Source organism: Nostoc sp. JL34 (genome assembly GCF_017114945.1).
GTDB lineage: Bacteria > Cyanobacteriota > Cyanobacteriia > Cyanobacteriales > Nostocaceae > Nostoc.
On record NZ_JABXKQ010000059.1, the window covers coordinates 23,338 to 44,864 of the forward strand.

The 21,527-nt window shown below is 40.8% G+C and carries 19 protein-coding genes and 1 pseudogene; 12 read left to right on the forward strand and 8 right to left on the reverse strand.

Annotated elements, in window-relative coordinates; genetic code table 11:
* Positions 1-9: 9 nt before the first annotated feature.
* Positions 10-1,368 (reverse strand): amino acid permease, encoded by a 1,359-nt coding sequence (locus tag HWQ44_RS12555; protein ID WP_292718929.1) that lies wholly within the window; start codon positions 1,366-1,368, stop codon positions 10-12.
* A 595-nt stretch (positions 1,369-1,963) separates the two neighbouring features.
* Positions 1,964-2,392 (reverse strand): hypothetical protein, encoded by a 429-nt coding sequence (locus tag HWQ44_RS12560; protein ID WP_292718931.1) that lies wholly within the window; start codon positions 2,390-2,392, stop codon positions 1,964-1,966.
* A 1,145-nt stretch (positions 2,393-3,537) separates the two neighbouring features.
* Between HWQ44_RS12560 and HWQ44_RS12565 the strand changes: the two genes are divergently transcribed.
* The 7 genes from HWQ44_RS12565 (at position 3,538) to HWQ44_RS12595 (ending at position 10,213) form a co-directional block, all read left to right on the forward strand.
* On the forward strand, positions 3,538-4,179 hold the full coding sequence (locus HWQ44_RS12565; RefSeq protein ID WP_292718933.1) for a hypothetical protein: 642 nt from the start codon (positions 3,538-3,540) through the stop codon (positions 4,177-4,179).
* 130 nt (positions 4,180-4,309) lie between these two features.
* The gene (locus tag HWQ44_RS12570; protein ID WP_292718935.1) at positions 4,310-5,650 is read left to right on the forward strand and encodes a hypothetical protein; all 1,341 of its coding nucleotides are present in this window, start codon (positions 4,310-4,312) and stop codon (positions 5,648-5,650) included.
* Positions 5,651-5,908: 258 nt separating this feature from the next.
* A complete protein-coding gene (locus HWQ44_RS12575; RefSeq protein WP_292718937.1) occupies positions 5,909-6,259 on the forward strand; it encodes a hypothetical protein in 351 nt (116 codons plus the stop codon).
* Positions 6,260-6,408: 149 nt separating this feature from the next.
* On the forward strand, positions 6,409-7,857 hold the full coding sequence (locus HWQ44_RS12580) for an efflux RND transporter periplasmic adaptor subunit (RefSeq protein WP_292718961.1): 1,449 nt from the start codon (positions 6,409-6,411) through the stop codon (positions 7,855-7,857).
* 52 nt (positions 7,858-7,909) lie between these two features.
* Entirely contained in the window at positions 7,910-8,098 is a 189-nt protein-coding gene (locus HWQ44_RS12585; protein WP_292718938.1) for a hypothetical protein, read from the forward strand.
* A 62-nt stretch (positions 8,099-8,160) separates the two neighbouring features.
* On the forward strand, positions 8,161-9,465 hold the full coding sequence (locus HWQ44_RS12590) for an ABC transporter permease (RefSeq protein ID WP_334728234.1): 1,305 nt from the start codon (positions 8,161-8,163) through the stop codon (positions 9,463-9,465).
* 28 nt (positions 9,466-9,493) lie between these two features.
* Positions 9,494-10,213 (forward strand): ABC transporter ATP-binding protein, encoded by a 720-nt coding sequence (locus HWQ44_RS12595; RefSeq protein WP_292718940.1) that lies wholly within the window; start codon positions 9,494-9,496, stop codon positions 10,211-10,213.
* Positions 10,214-10,250: 37 nt separating this feature from the next.
* On the opposite strand, the gene HWQ44_RS12600 is transcribed toward HWQ44_RS12595, so the two are convergent.
* Positions 10,251-11,060, reverse strand: a complete 810-nt coding sequence (locus tag HWQ44_RS12600) for a superoxide dismutase (protein WP_292718942.1) — start codon at positions 11,058-11,060, stop codon at positions 10,251-10,253.
* 1,029 nt (positions 11,061-12,089) lie between these two features.
* On the opposite strand from HWQ44_RS12600, the gene HWQ44_RS12610 reads away from it, so the two are divergent.
* Positions 12,090-12,488, forward strand: a complete 399-nt coding sequence (locus HWQ44_RS12610; RefSeq protein WP_292718944.1) for a hypothetical protein — start codon at positions 12,090-12,092, stop codon at positions 12,486-12,488.
* Between the two features lie 76 nt (positions 12,489-12,564).
* On the opposite strand, the gene HWQ44_RS12615 is transcribed toward HWQ44_RS12610, so the two are convergent.
* The 4 genes from HWQ44_RS12615 to HWQ44_RS12630 form a co-directional block, all read right to left on the reverse strand.
* Positions 12,565-13,128, reverse strand: a complete 564-nt coding sequence (locus HWQ44_RS12615) for a 3'-5' exonuclease (RefSeq protein ID WP_292718945.1) — start codon at positions 13,126-13,128, stop codon at positions 12,565-12,567.
* An 89-nt stretch (positions 13,129-13,217) separates the two neighbouring features.
* Complete coding sequence (locus tag HWQ44_RS12620) at positions 13,218-13,679, reverse strand: hypothetical protein (protein WP_292718946.1); 462 nt, start codon at positions 13,677-13,679, stop codon at positions 13,218-13,220.
* A 98-nt stretch (positions 13,680-13,777) separates the two neighbouring features.
* Complete coding sequence (locus HWQ44_RS12625; protein ID WP_292718947.1) at positions 13,778-15,040, reverse strand: response regulator; 1,263 nt, start codon at positions 15,038-15,040, stop codon at positions 13,778-13,780.
* A 29-nt stretch (positions 15,041-15,069) separates the two neighbouring features.
* Complete coding sequence (locus HWQ44_RS12630; RefSeq protein ID WP_292718949.1) at positions 15,070-16,956, reverse strand: ATP-binding protein; 1,887 nt, start codon at positions 16,954-16,956, stop codon at positions 15,070-15,072.
* 278 nt (positions 16,957-17,234) lie between these two features.
* On the opposite strand from HWQ44_RS12630, the gene petN reads away from it, so the two are divergent.
* The 3 genes from petN (at position 17,235) to HWQ44_RS12645 (ending at position 20,798) form a co-directional block, all read left to right on the forward strand.
* Entirely contained in the window at positions 17,235-17,324 is a 90-nt protein-coding gene (gene petN, locus HWQ44_RS12635; protein WP_012408302.1) for a cytochrome b6-f complex subunit PetN, read from the forward strand.
* A gap of 4 nt (positions 17,325-17,328) precedes the next feature.
* Positions 17,329-17,493, forward strand: coding sequence for a hypothetical protein (locus tag HWQ44_RS12640; RefSeq protein WP_292718964.1), 165 nt, complete (start codon positions 17,329-17,331; stop codon positions 17,491-17,493).
* Between the two features lie 155 nt (positions 17,494-17,648).
* Positions 17,649-20,798 (forward strand): GAF domain-containing protein, encoded by a 3,150-nt coding sequence (locus HWQ44_RS12645; RefSeq protein ID WP_292718955.1) that lies wholly within the window; start codon positions 17,649-17,651, stop codon positions 20,796-20,798.
* A gap of 167 nt (positions 20,799-20,965) precedes the next feature.
* Here HWQ44_RS12645 and HWQ44_RS12650 read toward each other — a convergent pair.
* A pseudogene (locus HWQ44_RS12650) lies at positions 20,966-21,180 on the reverse strand (type II toxin-antitoxin system HicB family antitoxin).
* 150 nt (positions 21,181-21,330) lie between these two features.
* On the opposite strand from HWQ44_RS12650, the gene HWQ44_RS12655 reads away from it, so the two are divergent.
* Positions 21,331-21,507: a DUF3800 domain-containing protein gene (locus HWQ44_RS12655; RefSeq protein WP_292718956.1), complete on the forward strand. Its 177-nt coding sequence runs from the start codon at positions 21,331-21,333 to the stop codon at positions 21,505-21,507.
* Positions 21,508-21,527 lie beyond the last annotated feature (20 nt).

A 21,527-nucleotide genomic window follows, 5' to 3' on the forward strand; every position in this document is an offset into this window, starting at 1 on the left:
AAAACTGTATTAAGTCCTACGTTGACGGTAGTTATTCCAAAACAAGAGAGGGATACCTGCTGCAACAACTAAAACACCTGCAACTGCTCCCACACCCGTATAAACCAAGCTGGAGTAGAGCAAGTAACCGCAGACGGCGCAAAAGAGTAATGGTGTGAAAGGATAAAATGGCACACGGAATGGGCGCACTATGTGGGGTTCGCGGATTCGTAATACCAACAGTGATATGCCGGAAAGCAAGAAGAAAAACCAAAATATCGGGGCGGTGTAATCCACCATTGTTTCAAAGCCTTTGCGAGTGAGCGTGCCTAAAAAAACCAGTGCTAAAGCGATCGCTGCTTGCAATAATAAGGCATGGGTAGGACTGCTAGGACGTTGCTGCCAGCGTCCTATAAAACCAAACAGCGAAAAATCCTGTCCCAGAGCATAATTAGTACGCGCTCCGGTAAAAATTGTGGCGTTGGTTGCTCCCAAAGTAGCGATCGCAATCAGTACACTGATGAACAAGGCTCCCGGTTCGCCCCAAAGAGAGCGCATTAAATCTGCGGCTACTGCTTCTGACTGTGCCATGTTTGCTAATCCCAGTCCCCGCAGGTAAGCCAGATTGATTAGCAGATAAATGGCAGTAATGATGCTAATACTCCAGATTAGCGATCGCACAATATTACGTTGTCCATCTTGAATTTCTGCGGATATGTAAGCCGCCTCATTCCAACCACCGTAAGACAGCAGCACAAATACCATCGCCAGTCCCCAGGTTCCCGATGATGCAGATTCTACAGGGGCGGCAGAATTAGGAATGGCGGTAAGCCCAAGAATTACTACCAGTAACAAACCTAGAACTTTCGCAGCACTGAGCAGGTTTTGTGTCCATTTACCCTGTTGTAAACCGACGATGTTCAAAGCAGTTAAAAGTGCGATCGCTATGGCTGCATAAAGAGAAGACGAAAACGTACCTAGCCACCATATCTGAGAAACATAATCGCCAAAAACAAATGCCAAAAGAGCAATGGAACCAGTTTGAATCACTGTCATCCGCGCCCAGGCAAATAAAAAGGCGACTCCCCGTCCGAATGCACGTTTTAAATAATAGTAGGCACCACCAACATCGGGATAGACAGTTGCCAGTTCTGCATAGCACAGCCCTCCTAATAGAGATACCACACCACCAGTTAGCCAAAAAAGCAGTACAGCAATATCGCTACCTGCTTGACTTGCCACTAGAGCCGGCGTTTCAAAAATCCCCGCCCCGATGACAATACCAACAATCAGAGCCACTGCATCTGGTAATGTCAGGGATGGCTTGGGTACTGCTACTTCAGTTGATGTTGTCTGCTCAAGCAAACTGTAGTCTTTAGGTCTACTCACATTACTTCCTTATTAGTGTTGATTTGGGACTTTTGGCTTTGTTTCATAGTCTTTGTTCAACAGAGGAATTATCTATGTACTCCAGATTTGGGAACTCACGATTCAATCAAACCTTTGAGGTTGGGGATACCAGCCCAAAATTTCACCCTTGAGAAGGTACCTATACTTTTATGATTAACAATAAATATGACCAGAAAGTGACAGTCACCAGTCATATGTCTTCAAACTGTAATATCCATCTATCCACATTCAGATTAACCTCTGTGCGATCGCTGCAAGTTCTCCTGCTAGACAACATTATTTTGCAAATAGGGTAGAAAATCTGAATTGGTAAAACGTCTTCCACGAGTGAGATTTATATTAATCTAGAGAATGATTGACTAATGAGGGGTAATCGTGCCTTATTTGATTAAAAAGCTAGTACTGCTACGCGTAATTCCTATATCGTAAACGTCTCATTGATTTAAAATGGATGCTTTATTTACACCCTGCTCTACTAGAGACAGCGATCGCTCAATAGTTCAGACTAAGTAGGGATGCACATTTGTGCGCTCCTAATTAATAAAATATATCTAGACTTTTTATCCCTAATTCTTTAGTATCTGCTACTGGGAAAAAGCAAAATATCTATTACTTCACCTACTATCAAACCCAAGACTGCTAGGACAGTTATAACCCAAAATGAATCTAGTTTATTGCAGCCGGAAAAGCGCATTTCCAAATCAGCTAAAAGCGTAGTGGCTAAGGGGATAATAAAGAGACTTAATAATATTGACCAAGTTGCTACTAAAGCAATTGATATACTTAAAAATAAGATGACAACTAAAGTTTTAGAGCCAAATTTAACTAAACGCTCTAACCAAGAAATACTTCTTCGCACGACAGCTATAACCATAGCAGCGACAAAAGCTCCCACCAACCAAATAATATGATTAGCAGCAAGATACCATCCCAGAAGAATATAAGCTAATAAAAGTAATACTAAAGGCATCAAAGGAATCCTGTCAAAAAATTCCACATTCATACTGCCAAGGCTTGTAAAAATACCAAGTTAATTTCTTAATTTTAATCAAAATTGTTACTATTCAAACTTGAAAATATACCAGCTTTGCTCAGGATATTTCTCTATCTACAGAGCCAATTTAAAGACATACCCTCTCGTTGTCACAACATATACCTCTACTTAACTATTTATGCACAGAACTATACATAAGTCGGGAATCTGAGCCTTGGACACTTACAAGCTCTATGGTAACCAACAACTAGCTAAATCGGAAATTTTATACTTAGTAATTTGATTTAACTTTGTCTGATGCATAGGCGTAGCCCGTCGTAGACATCGCTCGGTAGCATAACTAGTAACTTGGGTTAGCTCGGAGTATCTTGCTTATACGTATTTAACTCGTAATCACGTCATATTTAAGACATAGATTTCTTAGTTAAAGAACAATATCATTAGGTTCTCAAATACTAGTGATGTGTAAATAGATTGACTTTGCCTCTCTCCTATTTGCCATGAAATTTAATGAAGAGGTAGTTATAATTCACCGTGTACAACTTTGATAACTGTCCACAATACTGTTGCATGTCTCAAGCTCATGGTAATATTATTTTACTGTCAGGAGATATTATTTTATACATCAAATTGTAACCATGCTGAAACAGCTAGTTAGGTGTGCTACCTCCAAAAAACAAAAAACTATTCAACCCACCCAGGAAATCAACAAAAGCGCCAACTTGCAAAGCACATAGCTTTTGAAGGTCTGCTTATATAAGGTACTAAAGAGCTAACAAAGCCCTTTTTTAGGAATCATGACAGCCAGCTAATAAGGCGTAAAACCCTCTTAACAATGGCAAAAAATTAGACAAGAGTAAATAGAAAAGTTTTGACAAGATGTCAATTGTTTTTTGTGTATGTAAAAATATCAAAAAGCCTAATTTGTATTGTCAATAAGACATTAATATTGTGTGTTTTATTTAGATATTGATTCTCTTTGTGCTTAGTTACATATATAAAAGTCCTATTTGATTGGTGAAAATTTCAGCTACCCTCAACCAAATTAGTTAGGCAAACTCTTAAATTTAGCAAATGATTTAAGACTGCTAGATCAATCTCGATTTAGTGAAAGCTCGATTATTGACAACTTAAGCAAAAGTAACAGGAAAAACATGAATATCATTATTCGTCTGTTTGGAGCGATCGTTCTCCAAGTATCTGTGTTGGCTGCGATGTCTAGCATGGCAATGTCTGATGACAAGCCCTTCCGCATCAATACCCAGCAGACTCCTGCTGTTTCTCAACGGAAAACAACACAGAGGATTTGCTCTTTAGATCCCATTGAAGATTTATTACCTCCACCACAAACTAAGGCAAGTAATTCTTTGCTTTCTTACCTTGCTGAACAGGGTTTTACACAAAATAAAGAGGGTTCCTGGGTCTGTTATGCTAACGATCCTAAAAAAGAAGGGCGTTACTTTACTTTATTTAAGGTCAAACAAGTTAATAGCAGGCTCATAGCCAGTTCTTTTCTAGATGAAGGCAGTCTAATTCAAGGTCAGGAAAATCGTAGCTTGGACTTCTTTATGATGCTGATTGAGCATCATACGAATACTACTAAAGAGAACCGTCAAGGTATACGTAGATATCTACAGGCCTTCGTTTCCTTGGTCAAGGAAGGGAAGATAAAACCTACACGTCGTGGGTATCTTTTTGACCAACCAAACCGGGCTATGGTCTTATATCACCCACTCTCATCAGGAAACCTTAAAGGTACCGGGATCACGATCAATATTTATTTACCTAAGAGTTGAATTGGGGACTGGGGAAGAAGCAAGGGAGCAGAGAGCAGGGAGGAAAAGAGAAGAATTTTCCCCTCTGCCTCTTTTCAATGCCCAATGTCCAATGCCCAATTAAATTGCTGTCGTTTAGTGGAGGTGCATCTTGTCTAAATCAATTGTTCAAAGAATTGCGATGCCGAAGGTAGTTCGCTTTGTTGCGATCGCATTTTCATCTGTTGCAGTAGTACTTACTACGTGTCAGTCTGCTTTTGCACAGCTAAATGTTGGACGCTATGGCATCCAACAAGGACTGGAGTCTGAGTATCTCCAGTACCAAATTAAGAACCAGAATTTGAGCCAGATGCGAGTCATTCCTGCATGTGATGTGGGATTTGGTCTGACCTGCAATAAGACTGGATCGGTAATCCAACAATTAGTGGAGTTAAACAATGGGACTAGTTATCAAAACCTTCTAATCCGAGCAGCCGGTGGGGAGAAAAACTTCCAGAATTTCGCTAGCTTCTACGGCAATAATCCCAATCTCTCTGCGGTGCCTTACGCCTCATTTTGGAGAAATGCATCCCCCACAATCATGGATGGATCTCAATACCTTCTTGGACAACCTTTTGGTCGCAATCCAGTAGAAGGACTCGGACTTGTAACCAAACAGTTCTACTGGGCACCATACTCAGGAGTCAATGACTCTGTGAGCCTCCGTAATGGATTACTAGACCTGAAATTGTCATACGGACGACTGCTGTTTGAAGAGGCCTCAAAAATTTCTAACATTCAAGAGCAGATTCAGTCTCTAGGTCTGTCGCCAGAGATGACAAATTTCTATTTAAATAAAATCTCTACAGGCTTGGATGCATTGAATTCTGGAGATCAGAACCAACTCCAACAGAAGATTTTTGAAGTCCTATCCTTTCCATACTCCGAAGATGGTGGGGAACTCGGACGCCCCAATAATGCAATTCCAGCGGAATTTAATCAGCTCTTAGGAGAAGATATCGCAGGAGATACTTTGCTGAGTGACAATCCACTAGCCTTGGATGGAGAAACAATAGCTTTTGATGCTTTCCCTGGCTCTGCGGGAGATGTCTTGATACCAGACAGTTCTAGTTCCTTTCCACTTTGGCCAATAATCGGAGCTGGGGGTATTGCTTTACTTCTGCTTCTACTACTGGGTGGTGATAGTTCTTCAGCTCAACCACCTGTTTCTTCAGGTCAACCACCTGCACCTATTTCTCCAGGAAATGCACCTGTTTCTCCAGGAAATGCACCTTTGTCTCTCACCAACAAAGGCGAATGCGATCTGACTCCTAGTGGTAATGGTTCCAATCACACACAGGTCATTGAAATTCCGTGTAATGTTACTCCTCAAACGCCTACGGAAGTGAAGAGGGTAGTGGAGCCATCAATGATCAAAGCGCTTGTATTGCTAATTGTTCTACTATGGATAGTCCGTAACAAACACCGAACTTTAAAAATCCTTAATTCGTAATGATGTTACATAAGGAGATTTAGCGAAAAGTTAGAGCGTTAGCTTTCAGCGATGTCTACGAACATCAGGCTTAGAAAGAAATAATTAACCACGTAGGGTAGCATAGTTAGCTGTGCTACCCTACCCGTGTAACTCATTCAAATGAGAATCACTATTATTACAATTTTGTAATTCAGACAAAGGGAAAGCTGTCATCTTGGGCTGGTGTAATTAAAACTATCAACTCTTTCCAATCTCAGCAAAACAAGATTGATTGTTATGATTATTCGTCAATTTCTAGCTTTGGCAGCCATTTCCCTCACGCTTGCAGCCTGTGGTCAAGCAGGCAGTAACCCGAATCTGAACGCCCAAAACTCCCCTCAAGCGGGTGAGCAACCATCGCAAGGGAGGCGATCGCACCGTCAGATAGATTTTACAGCCGCAGCTCAAAAACTCGGTGTTACCGAAGCCAAGTTAAAAGAAGCTTTGGCAGTACCTACTAATCCAACCAATTCACCAGATGGAGAGCGTCGCCGTCCCGATTTGAAAGCAGTAGCTACAAAACTTGGTGTTACAGAAGAGAAATTGCGGGAAGCGTTGGGGATTCCGGCACGTCCTCCGAGCAATTAATCAATTGCTGGTAGGAGTCGATCGCAATGACTCAATTGTTGTTTACAACCAAGGTGCATTCATAACCTATGACACTTAATTCTCCCCAACAAATTACACTCAAACCTTTTAAAGAAGGCTTGATAAAAGGCAAACTGACGAAATGGCTGATGGGTTTATTGATATTCAGTTCACTCACAGGTGGTGGATATCTCTTTTACCGACAGACGGTGATTTCCTCCACTCAAGAAGCCAGAAGCAAAATGCAGACGATTCCAGTCGAGCGAGAAACCTTACCGATTACCATCTCAGCCAATGGTACTGTTGAAGCTAAACAATCGACCAACGTCAGTCCCAAAAGTTCTGGACAGCTAAAGAAATTGCTAGTGGATGAAGGTGACTCTGTGAAAGCGGGGCAAATCCTGGCATACATGGATGACTCAAATCTGCAAGGGCAACTAATTCAAGCACAGGGTTCTCTGGCTGCTGCTCAAGCAAATTTGCAAAAAGCGATCGCTGGTAATCGTCCCCAAGATATTGCTGCTTCACAGGCACAATTAGAACAAGCCCAAGCGACTTTAGAAAAAGCAGAAGCAGGTAATCGCTCTCAAGATATTGCTCAGGCTGATGCACGTTTAAAAATAGCTCTAGCAAGTTTAACAAAAGCCGAAGATGATTTGAGCCGCAATCAGCAACTATATAATGCTGGTGCTATTTCCCTTCAGACTTTAAACCAAAAACGCGCCGATCGCGATAGCGCTAAAGCTTCCGTAAATGAAACGCAGCAAGCGCTGGCATTGCAAAAAGCTGGGTCACGCAAAGAAGATATCGAGCAACTCAAGGCAGCAGTTAAGGAAAAACAGCAAGCTTTAGCATTACTCAAAGCCGGAAATCGTCAGGAAGATATTGACGCCGCACGCGCTCAAGTGGTTGAGCAACAGGGTAGCCTAAAAACGATTCAAACACAAATTCAAGACACAGCAATTCGCGCCCCATTTAGTGGTATTGTGACTTCCAAGTATTCCGATCCAGGTGATTTTGTTACACCGACAACATCTGGAAGTTCGGTTTCGGGATCGACCTCTTCTTCGATTCTGTCCCTGGCATCAACTTATCAGGTTGTGGCAAATATTGCCGAAACCGATATTAGCAAAATTAAGGTAGGGCAGTCGGTAAGCATTGCAGCCGACGCGTATCCTGACAAAACCTTTAAGGGAAAAGTTGCCCAGGTTGCGGCTCAGGCAACTGTGGCAACCAATGTTACCAGCGTTAAAGTCAAAGTAGATTTCACTGACCCTGAGACTCTCCTGCTTCCAAGCATGAATGTTGATGCGAAATTCGATGCAGGCGAATTAAACAATGTGCTTGTTGTCCCAACAGTGGCGATCGCTCGTCAGAGTAATGGCACTGGAGTGCAGGTGCTTACAGAAAACGGCAGCACTAGATTTGTGCCAATTAAAACTGGAGCGACGGTAAATAACAAAACCGTTGTGCAATCCGGTTTAGAAGGAAATGAAAATATTTTGGTGAGTGCGCCATCGAATTCTAAGAAAAATAGTAATACTAACAGGGGTGTTTCTCCTGGCGGTATGGGTGGCCCTCCTCCTGGTGGCCCTTAGTACAGTTTTGCCTAGAAGCGTAGCATTCTTAATACAGGAGAACACATTCACAATGCAAGTTGATGCATTCACAATGCAAGTTGATGCATTCACAATGCAAGTCAATACATTCGCAATGCAAGTCGATGCATTAACGATGCAAGCCGATACATTCGCAATGCAAGTCGATGCATTCACAATGCAAGTCGATGCATTCGCAATGCGACCGATAAATGGCATTGCAGAGTATGACCAAATTTAATTAGCTACGACGAATTAATAAAATGCTGTACTTAGATTTAATGTCATAAGCAAAGTTTAGCAATGATCAAATCACGCAATCGCAAACCACTAGTTAAACAGGCATCTACTCTGATCCGCAGTTCTTCGGTATCAGCCGTGGAAATCTTGACAATGGCGCTAGAGACATTGTGGAGTAACAAACTCCGCACTGCGCTAACAATGCTGGGTATTATCATTGGCATTATGGCAGTGATTGCTGTCACCGCCATTGGTCAAGGCACTCAAAAAGCAACCGAGCAACAACTACAATCACTCGGAACCGACATTTTGCAAGTGCAAGCGGGTGCATCTAGAAGTGGTGCGGTGCAACAGGGCGCTGGAAGTGCTACGACATTAACTTTAGAAGATGCTGAAGCGATCGCGCAACAGGTTTTAGGGGTTGACCGAGTGTCGGCGATTCTGCAACAGTCTGCCCAAGTCGTCTATGGCGAAAACAACGACTCGATGACCATAATTGGAACTGATATCAATTATCCAGATGTACGCAACACCCATCCTCAAACAGGCAGATTTTTTACTGAGGAGGAAGTCAAGGCGGCGAAACCTCTGGCGGTTTTAGGCCCCACCGCCCGCGATGAACTGCTGGGATCGGGAAGTATTGCAGAAGGCGCACAAATCCGTATCTCTGGACAAACCTATGATGTCATTGGCGTTATGGAGACGAAGGGAGCGCAAGGGCCACAAAACCCGGATGAACAAATTTATATCCCGCTCACTAATATGTCTGCTCGGCTAGTAGGAAATAATGCCGTTAAGGGAATTGCCATTCGAGGAATTTATGTCAAAGTCAAAAGCCAGGAACAGCTAGACGCTGCTCAATATCAAACTACGAATCTCTTGCGGGTAAGACATGGCATTTATCCAGAAAAAGGAGATAAAGATGATTTTCGGACTGTCAATTCGGCTGATATCATCAACACGCTGACCAGTACATCTAAGCTTTTTACCGTAATGATAGTGGCGGTTGCGGTAATTTCTTTAATTGTTGGCGGTATTGGTATTGCCAATATCATGCTTGTGTCAGTGGTGGAACGAACGCGGGAAATCGGGATTCGGAAAGCGATTGGAGCGACTAGCACTGCGATTTTGAGCCAGTTTTTAGCCGAGGCAGTTGTGATTGCGGTAATTGGAGGGGTAATTGGTATCGGATTGGGAATTGCGATCGCCTTTGCCGCCTCAAATCTATTTAAATTTCCCTTCGTGATTTCGCTCTGGTCAATATTATTCGGCTTTGGTTTAACCTTTGTAATTGGGTTGCTGGCTGGTGTAATTCCGGCTCGTAATGCTGCCAGTCTTGACCCCATCACGGCGCTCAGAAGTGATTAAAACATTCTTGAAGTAGAAAATTACTAATATGGCAACGATGATTTGGATGGAAGAAATTCAGAAAACATATCGTCTTGGAGAAGTCGAGGTTCCGATACTCAAGGGTATTGACTTGTCTATTGAAGAAGGCGAATACGTTTCAATTATGGGGATGTCTGGTTCGGGAAAGTCTACGCTGATGAACATCATCGGTTGCCTCGATCGCCCTACATCTGGACATTATGTTTTAGAAGGCAGAAACCTAACTACGCTAACCGATGATGAGTTGGCATATATCCGCAATCGCCGGATCGGTTTTGTGTTTCAGCAGTTTAATTTGCTGGCTCGTTCTACGGCTTTAGAAAACGTGATGCTACCAATGGTCTATGCAGGTGTTCCCAAATCGGAACGTAGAAAACGCGCAGAGTCAGCTTTAACTCGTGTTGGCTTGGCAGAGCGAATGTTAAACCGTCCTAACCAGATGTCTGGTGGACAGCAACAGCGAGTAGCGATCGCTCGCGCCCTCGTTAATCGCCCTGCACTGGTTCTAGCAGATGAACCCACTGGAGCGTTAGACAGTGAAACCTCTCAGGAAGTGATGGATTTGTTGACTGAGTTAAACAGTCAAGGCATCACGATTGTCATTGTTACCCATGAACCAGATGTAGCCGATCAAACTAACCGAATCATTCATGTTAAAGATGGTTTAGCTGAAGGGGTAACAAAAAAGCTACAAACTAGACTAGATAATGTGCATAGCAAAACCTGATGAAAATCGGGTAGTTTACCAGCCCTTTGCGTAGTGTTCAGTTCGGGGAGCGTCCCGGAGAGAAGGATAGGTATCGCCTGTTAATCTGCGGCCAATTCACCACATTCCACCAATTATCCAAATACTCAGCCCGACGGTTGCGATATTTCAGGTAATAGGCGTGTTCCCATAGATCGTTACCCATAATCGGATATGAACCCTCCATAATCGGGTTATCCTGATTTGCTGTGCTGACAATCTGGAGTTGATTTTGAGGGTTACGTACTAACCAAACCCAACCACTACCGAAACGAGCTGCACCTGCTGCGTTAAACTGTTTTTTAAAGGCATCAAAACTGCCAAAAGTTTGGTTAATTTCTTGAGCGATCGCTCCCGATGGTTGTCCACCACCTTCAGGACTCATCAGTTGCCAAAAAATCGTGTGGTTAAGATGCCCACCAGCGTTATTACGTACCTTTGTCCGAATATCTTCAGGTACGCTGTTCAAATCTACTAATAAAGCTTCAACACTTCTTTTTTGCAAATCTGGATACTGCTTCAATGCATCATTTAAGTTCTTGACGTAACTAGCATGGTGTGCATCATGATGCAATTTCATCGTTTCAGCATCAATAGCTTTTCCTAATGCCCCATAAGCATAAGGCAATGGTGGTAGCTGTGCGGGAGAAGCACTTAGTGACCTATTAGGATAAGCTACAGAGGAAAACGACCTAGCAGCCGTTGGTGTTAGTGTTGGTGTAGAAGATTGTGCCTCAGCTATGAGTACTAGTTCATGAGAAATTAGCAGAATTGTCAATAAAATTGTTGCGAAGAAAAAAACTATTGTCTTTCGCCAAAACCTTATCATAAATTGTCGCCTCAAAATCAATATTATTTGACTTGTAATCTGATCGTAGACTGTTGTTTTGCAGCCCAATCAAGCCAAATACTATATATAATACCTTAGTTGTCAGGTAATTTGAGCAAAATTACTCAAGAGAATATGATTAATCACTGCCAACCTAATAGAGATACTTAAAGTACTTCAAAAGCCCCATATTAAGCGAAAATCCTCTATGAAATAAGCTACGAATACAAAAATAATTGCATTCAAAATAAAGAAGAACAAACCCAGAGCTAACAGAAAAATTGCATTCAAAATACTGAAAACATATTGAAATTGATATTTATGCTTGATTCAAAGGATTAATTTCAATATTTCCAGATAGTTTATAAATAATTAAAAACCTGATCGTGATAACTATTCGAGTGAGGATAATATCAAATATCATAATTCATCTTATTGATATAAATCCATAAGTTAACTATTGATTTAGTTTTAGTAAAAGATGTGACTCAAAAGTGACATCTTTTTAATGTCTAGAAAAACTTTGAGCATATAGCTTTAAGTATTGTAGCATAAAAATATCTACTTAAGAGTCTATTACTTAATCTCTTCCCTTGGGTATATAACTATAAATAACAAGCAAAACTCTTGACAGATATAGCTGAAGTTTTATTTTGCTAAACCTATAATTAAAACCTTGTAACCTTTCTCATTTGAGATACTGATAACTGTATGGTGATTGTTAGTTAATTAAAATACACCTGAATAAATCTAATCCATCAACATCCTTATTACCCGACCTACTTTGATATCGACATCTCTAATATGGATGATTTTTAATTTTGTGGTGAGTTACGTAAAATCCAGTACTTTTTTCTAGGTATTTGCTGAATTGACTCCTCAAGAAATGTTGATAGATTCCAAGTTAAAGCGTGTTATCAACCTAATACTAATTAAACAGTAATAGGTCATGTTTTTCACGAGTTGCGAGTTAGTTAACCGACTATCAAAAATCAAGGGAATAAAGAAGTATAGCAAAAGGTAAATAATATGCATCATAATCAAATCTTGCAAAAGACTGTAGCAGTCAATAGTAATTTAGATCAAGTAATTCAAGGTGAAGTCAAAAATGAGCAAACACAAACGCATGAATTAACTATCCCTAATATAGCGATATATTTATCTCCTATTGGCTTTATAATTGGTTGGATAGGTTTTTTTCTGATTTTGCGAAAAATTCAAGTATTTTTAGATGAGAAGATGGTTTTTCCCATCAAAGATTTACACAAAGTTCCCTGTAAAAACTGCCGTTTTTATTCCAATAATCATTATTTAAAATGTGCAGTAAATCCTTCTATTGTTCTCACTAAAGAAGCAATGAGTTGCTCTGAGTACTCACCCAGCAAAAAAAAATTCTCTTCTAAAAATCCCTTTAGCCAAGAATCATAATAAGCAATTTTATGCCCTAATCTTTGTATTGAAATTTTGCATTTTTACAAACAATTTAGGGCAAATTTGCTATGACTCAGCTTAGTTTTTTATTTTTAATGTGTCTATATATAGCTGCAATATTGCGGGCATCATCAATGCCACGATGGTGTGTACCTTTTAATTCTATCCCCAACTCATTGAGAGCCTGTGCCATACCAAACTTTTTAGATACGCCAAGATATTCTGAAAATTCTTCTTTGATATTTATGTGTTCTGAAGTAAAAGGATAAGATAAATTATGAAACGCACAATCTTGAATAAATTGCTTTTTATCGTAATTCCCCCACGAACAAAAAATATAGTTGGGAAACAAATTTATCCATTCTTGAAAGCGAGAGATTGCCTCTAGAAATTTTGGTGCTTCGTCAACATCTTGCTGCCGAATACTAGTCAACTCAGTGCAAAAAGATGTTAATAGCGGATGTCTCACAGGTTGGATGAATTGCTGAAACTCTGAATCAATTTCCCACGTTGCTCGATTGAGCATCACGGCACCGATTTCAATGATTTCCATTTGGTGACGGGGAATAGTCTTACTATCACAGCATGTAGCTTCTAAATCGACTATCAAATAATAGTGAGATATTTGAGTTTTCATATTAGGTAATAGAGATTGTTAATTAGTATCAGTAATTATTTATAGTCATTTTCTGCACTTCACTAAACAAGAACTTAAGGAAAGGGAATTTAGATTGATGAAAAAGGTTTAACCCAACGGAGTTGAATAGCGATATCAAGAGCGATCGCAGCCAGCACAAACCATAACAAACTTTCTGTCGCCAACACCAAAAAAGGCCAAATTGTGCTATCAGAATTCCACCCAAGTTCTATCTGAGTTAATCCACGCACCAAGCCAAAGGCTAACACGCCACCAGCTTTGAGTTGAGGATTTTGATCGGAGCGGATGATATAGCGGTAGGTGACACCAAATAGGAAACCAGTAAAAGTTGCGATCGCACCACTCACCAACAAGTGCCAGTTAACATCACTGTGCAGACTTGCGAGTGTCTGAAAATACTTCGCCAGTACTAAAGTATTTAAAAGATTAGCGATCGCAAAAGCGAAACACACAGATAATCCCCCAATTATTCCAGCCTTGAGGGATTCTATGCGTTCTGCTATTAATTGAGGATCTAAAGTTGAGTTCACTCTATATATAAATTAGGGATTGGGTATTAGGAAAATTTTTCTTTCCTCTCCAGTATGATAAATGCTTGAGCAGCTTTGTCATTAATTAAATACCGCTCTCAAGTGGGAATTTTGATTATAAATTCGGTTCCCATGCCAGGTTGAGAATTCACTTCTAATACACCTTTGTGTTTCTCTACAACTATTTGATATGCAATAGACAAGCCAAGTCCAGTGCCTTTTCCAACAGTTTTTGTGGTAAACAACGGCTCAAACAAACGTTTTTTAAGCCGTTCAGGAATACCAATCCCATTGTCAGCAATCCGAATTATAACCAATTTTTCAGAATCTATTTCTGTGGCAATTTTAATCTGAGGAATTAGATTGCTCATTTTATCTTCCATTATAGCTTCATCAAGGGCATCAACTGCATTTGCCAGAATGTTCATAAATACTTGATTCATTTCCCCTAGATAGCATCTGACCTGTGGTAATACTCCATAACTTTTAATAACTTCAATACGGGGACGATCGCTATTAGCATGGAGGCGATGTTGCAAAATCATTAGTGTACTATCTAGTCCTTGGTGCAAATCAGCAGATATTTTGGCATCCCTGTCTGAGCGACAGAAGTTGCGGAGTGAATTAGAAAGGTTCTTAATTCGTTCACTTCCTAGCTGGAGTGAGTTTAAAATTTTTGTCATATCTTCGAGAACAAAGTTCAGATCCAAGTCCTCAATTGCATTGGTAATTTTGGCTGTTGGGTTTGGATACTCTTGTTCATACAGTAGGAACAACTTGGTTACTCCTGCAATGTGTTCTTGCAAGGGTGGAATATTGCTGGAAATAAAGTTGATAGGGTTATTGATTTCATGGCCAACACCAGCAATTAACTCTCCGAGTGTTGATAGTTTCTCTTGCTGCACTAGTTGGACTTGGGCTTGGTGCAAAGCCTTGGTGCGATCGCTAACTTGTTGTTCCAAAGATTCAGTCAATTGTTTGAGTTGTAAATGTACGCGCACTCTAGCAATAACTTCCTCTTGTGCAAACGGTTTAGGGATATAGTCTACTGCACCAAGGGAAAATCCTTTGGTTTTGCTGTCCGTATCTGCTAACGCAGTGGTGAAAATAATCGGAATATTTTGGGTAGCAGGATTGGCTTTGAGGCGACGACAAGTTTCAAATCCGTCAATACCTGGCATTTGTACATCCAGCAAAATCAACTCTGGTTGATTGCGTTCGACTTGAGCGATCGCACTTTCTCCATCGACTGCAACACGGAAACGAAAACCCTCACTATTGAGCGCTTCACACAAGAGAGATAAATTTGTTGGATTATCATCTACAATCAAAATAAATCCGTTATTTTGAGTTTTGCTCATGATGAATTATAAATTAAAAATTTACTCAATTAATTGATATATTGTTGAATAAAATTTTCCAAACGTTTGAGTTGGAAATTACTAGCAAGCTGGACGAGTTGCTGGGCAAAAATGCTTAACTGCTGATCAGATGCAGAAAGTTCCTCAGCCAGTTCCAATATTTTTTGAATATCGCCGTCTTCTGTCAGTTCTAGTAACTCTTGTAAAACCTCTTTGGCAGGATAAATAATCTCATTTTGGTGATCTAAATCGTCTGTATAAGGTTTTTTAATTGCGTCTATCTTCGCGTCAAAAATCCATTCCAGGTGCAAAAATTGTCGTAGCATTTCCAGCAGCGTTTCAGCTTCTACAGGCTTTGGTAGAAATGCATCTGCACCGACATCAATACTCTTGTGCTGGTCGATTGCAAACACGCTGGCTGAGGAAGCGATGACAGCAATCTCTTTAAATTGCTCAGACTGACGCAAACGTTCGATCAACTCAAATCCATTTAAGACAGGCATCACCAGGTCAGTGATAATCATGTCTGGTTTGTGAGCTAGAGCCTTTTCCCATCCTTCCTGACCCTGACTAGCTTCTACAACAGTAAACCCAACAGGCTCTAATAAATTTACAATTACTGAGCGGTTTTCCCATTTGTCATCTGCAATCAAAATGGTGCGCCTTTGTCCTTGATAAGCAATAATGGTTCCCTGTTCAACCACTCTAGAAACTTTTGCCCAGTCTTTAGATTCTGAAAATTTTGCCTCAAACCAGAAAGTGCTACCTTTGCCAAATACACTTTGCACCTGAATTTGCCCACCCATTAATAAAACAATGTTTTGGCTGATTGTTAATCCCAAGCCTGTACCTTCAGATTGTCGTTTCTGATTTCCCACTTGCTCAAAGGGCTGGAAGATTTTCTCGGCTTGTTCAGGGATTATACCCGTGCCAGTATCTATTACTTGAAAGCGAATTTTGTAGTTAGTCTGTCCATTGGCATTTGATTCTTGAGCAATGACCTGAACTTTAAAGGTGACACTACCTTGATGAGTAAATTTAATAGCATTACTAAGCAAGTTAATCAGTACTTGTCGCAAGCGTTTTTCATCAGCATGAACACCCGTTGGCAAATCAGGATCGAGTTGGATGTGAAATGCGATAACCTTTTGTTCTGCCCGGATGCGGCAAATCTCAGTCACACTATCAATAAAGGCAGGCAAGTAGAAATCAACAGGATGCAATTCTAGTTTTCGAGCTTCTATCTTGGAGAGATCCAGAACATCATTAATCAGGGTTAAAAGATGAGAACCACATTGATAAATGATGCTGACTCCTTTGCGTCCTTTCTCGCTCAAAGATTCTGTGCGTTGGAGAATTTGTGTATAGCCCAAGATGCCGTTGAGAGGTGTGCGTAGTTCATGACTCATATTGGCAAGAAATTCACTCTTGGCTTGGCTGGAGTTTTGAGCGACTTCTTCTGCAAGGCGTAGTTCTTGCTCGATGCGTTTACGCTCTACAATTTCAGTTGAAAGGACTCGATTGATAGCTTCTAACTGGGCTGGGCTGGGTAGCGTCAGAGCTTGAGGCATGAGATAAAATAACGCAAATGCCGTATATATTGAAATAATGGCAGTTAGAGCTTTTAAACTACCTGCAATCCAATAGTCTGGATGCCAAAGCGTCCAAATATCCATCAAGTGTCCAGTACCGCAAGCAACGATAAAAGCACCAAATAACAAAAAGACTCCATTGAAAGGAACGTCTTTGCGCTTGGAAATAAAGTAAATTAGTAGGAAGGGAATGGAATAATAGGCAAGAGCGATCGTGGCATCAGAAATAATGTGCAGCCAAACTAATCCAGTTTGCCAGAGATAACAATGTCCGTGGGGAATAAAACCGTTAGAGTGGAAAGGATAGTTGAAGAATGTCGGCATAATACTAGGGGTTGTTGGATTTAAAATATTGACCCATAACCGTAGTATTCCCAAAACATTAAGTGGAAAAGCGCGATCGCTACTTTTTTACATTCGTGTTTATCGTTGCTTAAAGTACTAACGCATCAAAAAAAGTTGGTGTCTTTTTTGCGTAGGCGTAGCCCGTCGTAGACATCGCACGCCAAACTTACAATCTTATTGATAAAAAAAATTCAGCCTGCCCAATCCTTGTATGATAAGTATTAGAAACCTTTTGTAATTATTTGAAAAGCGGGACTATGGAGATTTTGACACTAGGTTGGGTATCACTTTTAGTTGTGTTCACTTGGTCAATCGCAATGGTAGTGTGGGGACGTAACGGACTGTAGAGGCATGGTGGAAAGTCCATTCTTGAGTATTTTGGCTTTATTTGCTGTAGTGCTGCTCGTAGTAGTCACTGGTGGTATTGGTTATTTGACCCTGGCAGATTGGCGCGATCGCCGTCGTCGAGATGAAGAGAAACGCACCACCCGCAGCGCCACTCCTAAGCGGCGGTAATTTTATCGTATTTGAAAAATTGTTTTTGTAGGGATACGATACTATCGTGTCCCTACACTGTTTTTTCTGGCATTTAAAGGAAAAAACTGTTACCTTTGCGATCGCAACGGGAATCATGAGATAGAAGACTTTCAATATTTAAAGTCCCACTGGGAATGGAAAACTCCTCTACTACTCAACCCATACAACCAAATTCAGAACGGCAAGATTCTCATTCAGATGTAACATTCTCCTTGCATCAGCATGAGCAACAAAAAGCCTTATCTGGGGTCATTGCCCGGATTCGGGAGTCTCTAGACATAGAAACTATCTTCAAAATTACAGTCACTGAAGTCCGCCAACTTCTGAAAAGCGATCGAGTTGGCGTGTTTCGTTTTTATCCTGATTTGGCATGGGAAGGGGAATTTATCTATGAAGATGTGGCAACAGAATGGGATTCTGCACTAGCAGCCAAACTGCGTGACCACTGTTTTAGTGAGGAGTTTGCAGGACTATATCAGCAAGGTCGGATTAAAGCAATAGCTGATATTTATCAAGTTAATGCCAGTGATTGCTACATCCAGATTCTGGAAAAATTTCAAGTCCGTGCCAATATAACTGCCCCTTTGACGAAAGGTAAAGATTTATGGGGATTGTTGTGTATTCATCAGTGTGGTAGTCCTCGACAATGGAAAGCATCAGAAATTGAGTTTGTGCAATTAATCGCCGAACATCTAGGAGTTGCTTTACAACAAGCAGATTACCTGGAACAAGTAAAACTACAATCAGCAGAACTAGCACAAGCAAAAGCCAGAGAAAAAGCAGCCCAATGGCAGAAAACCATAGCCATCACCATTGAGAAAATTCGTCAGTCCCTAGATTTGGCAAGCATTTTCCACACAACTACCGCAGAACTTAGGCAACTGCTAAATGCTGACCGTGTGGCAATTTATCGCTTCAATCCCGATTGGAGTGGTGAGTTCGTGTTTGAATCAGTCGCAGAGGGTTGGATATCCCTCATGCATCAGCAGTCGCAACGGCCGGAATTGAAAGAAAACGTCAGCGAATGTAGCGCCAAAGATTTAGCTAAACCCCCAGTTGCTGATACCTACTTACAAGATACAGAGGGTGGTAGCTTCAGTCGGTGTGAAGTGTACCGGATTTGTAATGATATTTACAATTCAGGCTTTAGCGACTGTTACATTAAAATTTTAGAGATATATCAAGCAAGAGCTTATGCAATCATTGCCATTTATCACGGTCAGAAGCTCTGGGGCTTGCTAGCAGCGTACCAAAATGCTGAAACCCGTGATTGGCAAAAAGATGAGGTTTACTTACTTACCCAAGTTGGCACCCAACTAGGTGTGGCTTTGCAGCAAGCCGAATTTATCCAACAAATGCAGATTCAAGCAGCAGATATCAGTAAAGCTGCTGAAAGGCAAAGGGCATTGGCGCACACGGTAGAAAAAATTCGTCAGTCACTTGAAATTGAAGCCATCTTTAAAACCACTACTCAAGAAGTCCGTCGGTTATTAGAAGTGGAACGAGTCGCAATTTATCGCTTCTATCCTGATTGGAGTGGCGAATTTGTGGCTGATTCCATCGTTGATGGCTGGACACCAATGGTTAAGCCACAGCCTGTAACAGAAGGCCATCTTGTACAAGGAAAGCAAGCGGGTAAGTATGCACGTAATGAAGTTTTTGTGCCAATTTCTCAGGGTGAAAAGCTGTGGGGATTGCTAGTAGCTTATCAAAACTCCCAGCCCCGTTATTGGCAAGATGAGGAAATCAACTTATTAGCACAAGTTGGTGTCCAATTGGGAGTAGCATTACAGCAAGCTGAGTCCTTGAAACAGATGGAGGTGCAAGCCCAACAACTAGCTAAAGCCGCCGAACGAGAACGGAAAGCAGCCGAAAGGGAGAAGGCTTTAGCCACAACGGTGGAGAAAATTCGCCAGTCTCTTGATATTGACACCATCTTTGCCACCAGTACAGAAGAAGTCCGACGGCTATTGGAAGTTGATAGAGTCACAATCTATCGATTCGGGCCTGATTGGAGTGGTGAATTTGTTGCTGAATCTTTAGTCCGAGGTTGGAAACCAGTAAAGGAAATTGTACCTGCGATGTCTACGACGGGCGTAGCTGCCTCAGGTAATTACTTGCAAAAAAACCAAGTAGGAAACTTTGCTAATGCTAAAACTCTTGTCATTAAGGATATTTACAGCATCGATTATTCTATTCCTTATATTGCCCTAATCGAGCTAATGGAGGCTAGGGCATATATGATTGTGCCGATTTTTCAGGGTGAGAAACTTTGGGGATTACTAGCAGCTTATCAAAATATAAAACCTCGTGATTGGCAAGAAGATGAGGTAGATTTGCTGATGCAGATTGGTACTCAGTTAGGGGTAGGACTTCAGCAAGCGGAATTACTCGAACAGACTCAACGTCAAAAAGAAGAAATCACCCAGACTCTTAAAGAATTGCAAGACACTCAAAGCCAGTTAATTCAAAGTGAAAAAATGGCAGGCTTAGGGCAGTTAGTTGCTGGTGTAGCACATGAAATTAATAACCCGATTAGTTTCATTTATGGGAATATTACTTATGTTACTGAATATACGGAAAATTTATTTAAATTACTGCGCGTTTATCAGAAACAGTATCCTAAGACAACAGAGGAAATTAAAAAGCAAGTAGCAGCACTAGATTTAGATTTCATTAATGATGACTTGCCCAAAATTCTTGCTTCAATGAAGATGGGGGCAGAGCGGATCTCTCAATTAGTCTTGTCGTTACGAAGTTTTTCTCGACTTGACGAAACAGGAATGAAGCCCGTTGATTTGCATGAAGGTATCGACAGTACTTTACTAATTTTACAACATCGACTGCAACCAGAAAATAATTCTTTTGCGATTGAGGTAGTTAAACAATATGGTGAGTTGCCTCCAATAGTCTGCTATGCAGCCCAGATGAATCAGGTATTTATGAATATTCTCAATAATGCGATCGATGCACTAGAAAACTCAGCAGCTAGTGGAAAAATAATTGACCATCCTCAAATTTTGATTCGTACAGAAGTTATAGAAGAGAATACTATTTTGATTTGGATTGCTGACAATGGTTGTGGGATTCCAGAGGTTACGCGATCGCACATTTTTGAACCTTTCTTTACCACCAAACAACCTGGACAAGGTACTGGTTTGGGGTTATCTATTAGTTACCAAATTATTGTAGAAAAACACGGCGGTACAATCAAATGTGTTTCTGAACCTCCTAACGGCTGTGAGTTCTGGATACAAATTCCGATGAAACGGACAATTAGTTAGGAAAAAATAGGCGATGTATTCTCTACGAGAGGCTACGTCAGAGGACACAGAGGAAAGAAGAAAAAGGCGATTGTACTGTGGAGATTTTTGCAGGCGATCGCCTAGCTTATAAATTCACGGTTAGGCTATACAAAAGAAGCGAGTCACTTTGTCAACGCACTACCCATTTAAACCACCTTACAAACGGTCGGTTTTGGAAGTGCTTCCCCGCTTCATAAGCCATTATCAGTGACTCCAATGCTTCAGCACCATTTGCAACAGCTTCCTCATCAGTGTCGCCATGCGTCCAAGAAGGCTGTCCAGGGAAATCGGGAAATCCGACTAAAAAGCAGTTGTCTTCATCAGACCATTGGATTAGCATTTGATATTTAAGTTTGCTAATTTTCATTATTCTTTCGCTGTTTTTAACGAACCACAGAGGCGCAGAAAACACAGAGTCAGAAGGGAAGAGGCGATGCTTTTTTATAATTTAGTAACATAAATATGTAATGCTAAGAGAAAATTTAATTTATTTAAATAAGATATTCTGCCAATGGAGAAAATAGATGAAGGTGAATTTGCTATATACATTGATGATTCTGGAAGTCCAAAGCCTGATCCCAAAGATCAATATCCCTTCTTTGCTATGGGTGGCGTTTTAATCAAAAGGAACGATGAGCAAATAATTAAACAATTAAGTAGGTGGGCGGAAAAATTTACAGCTATGTAACGAAAAGTTAAGTAGTAGAA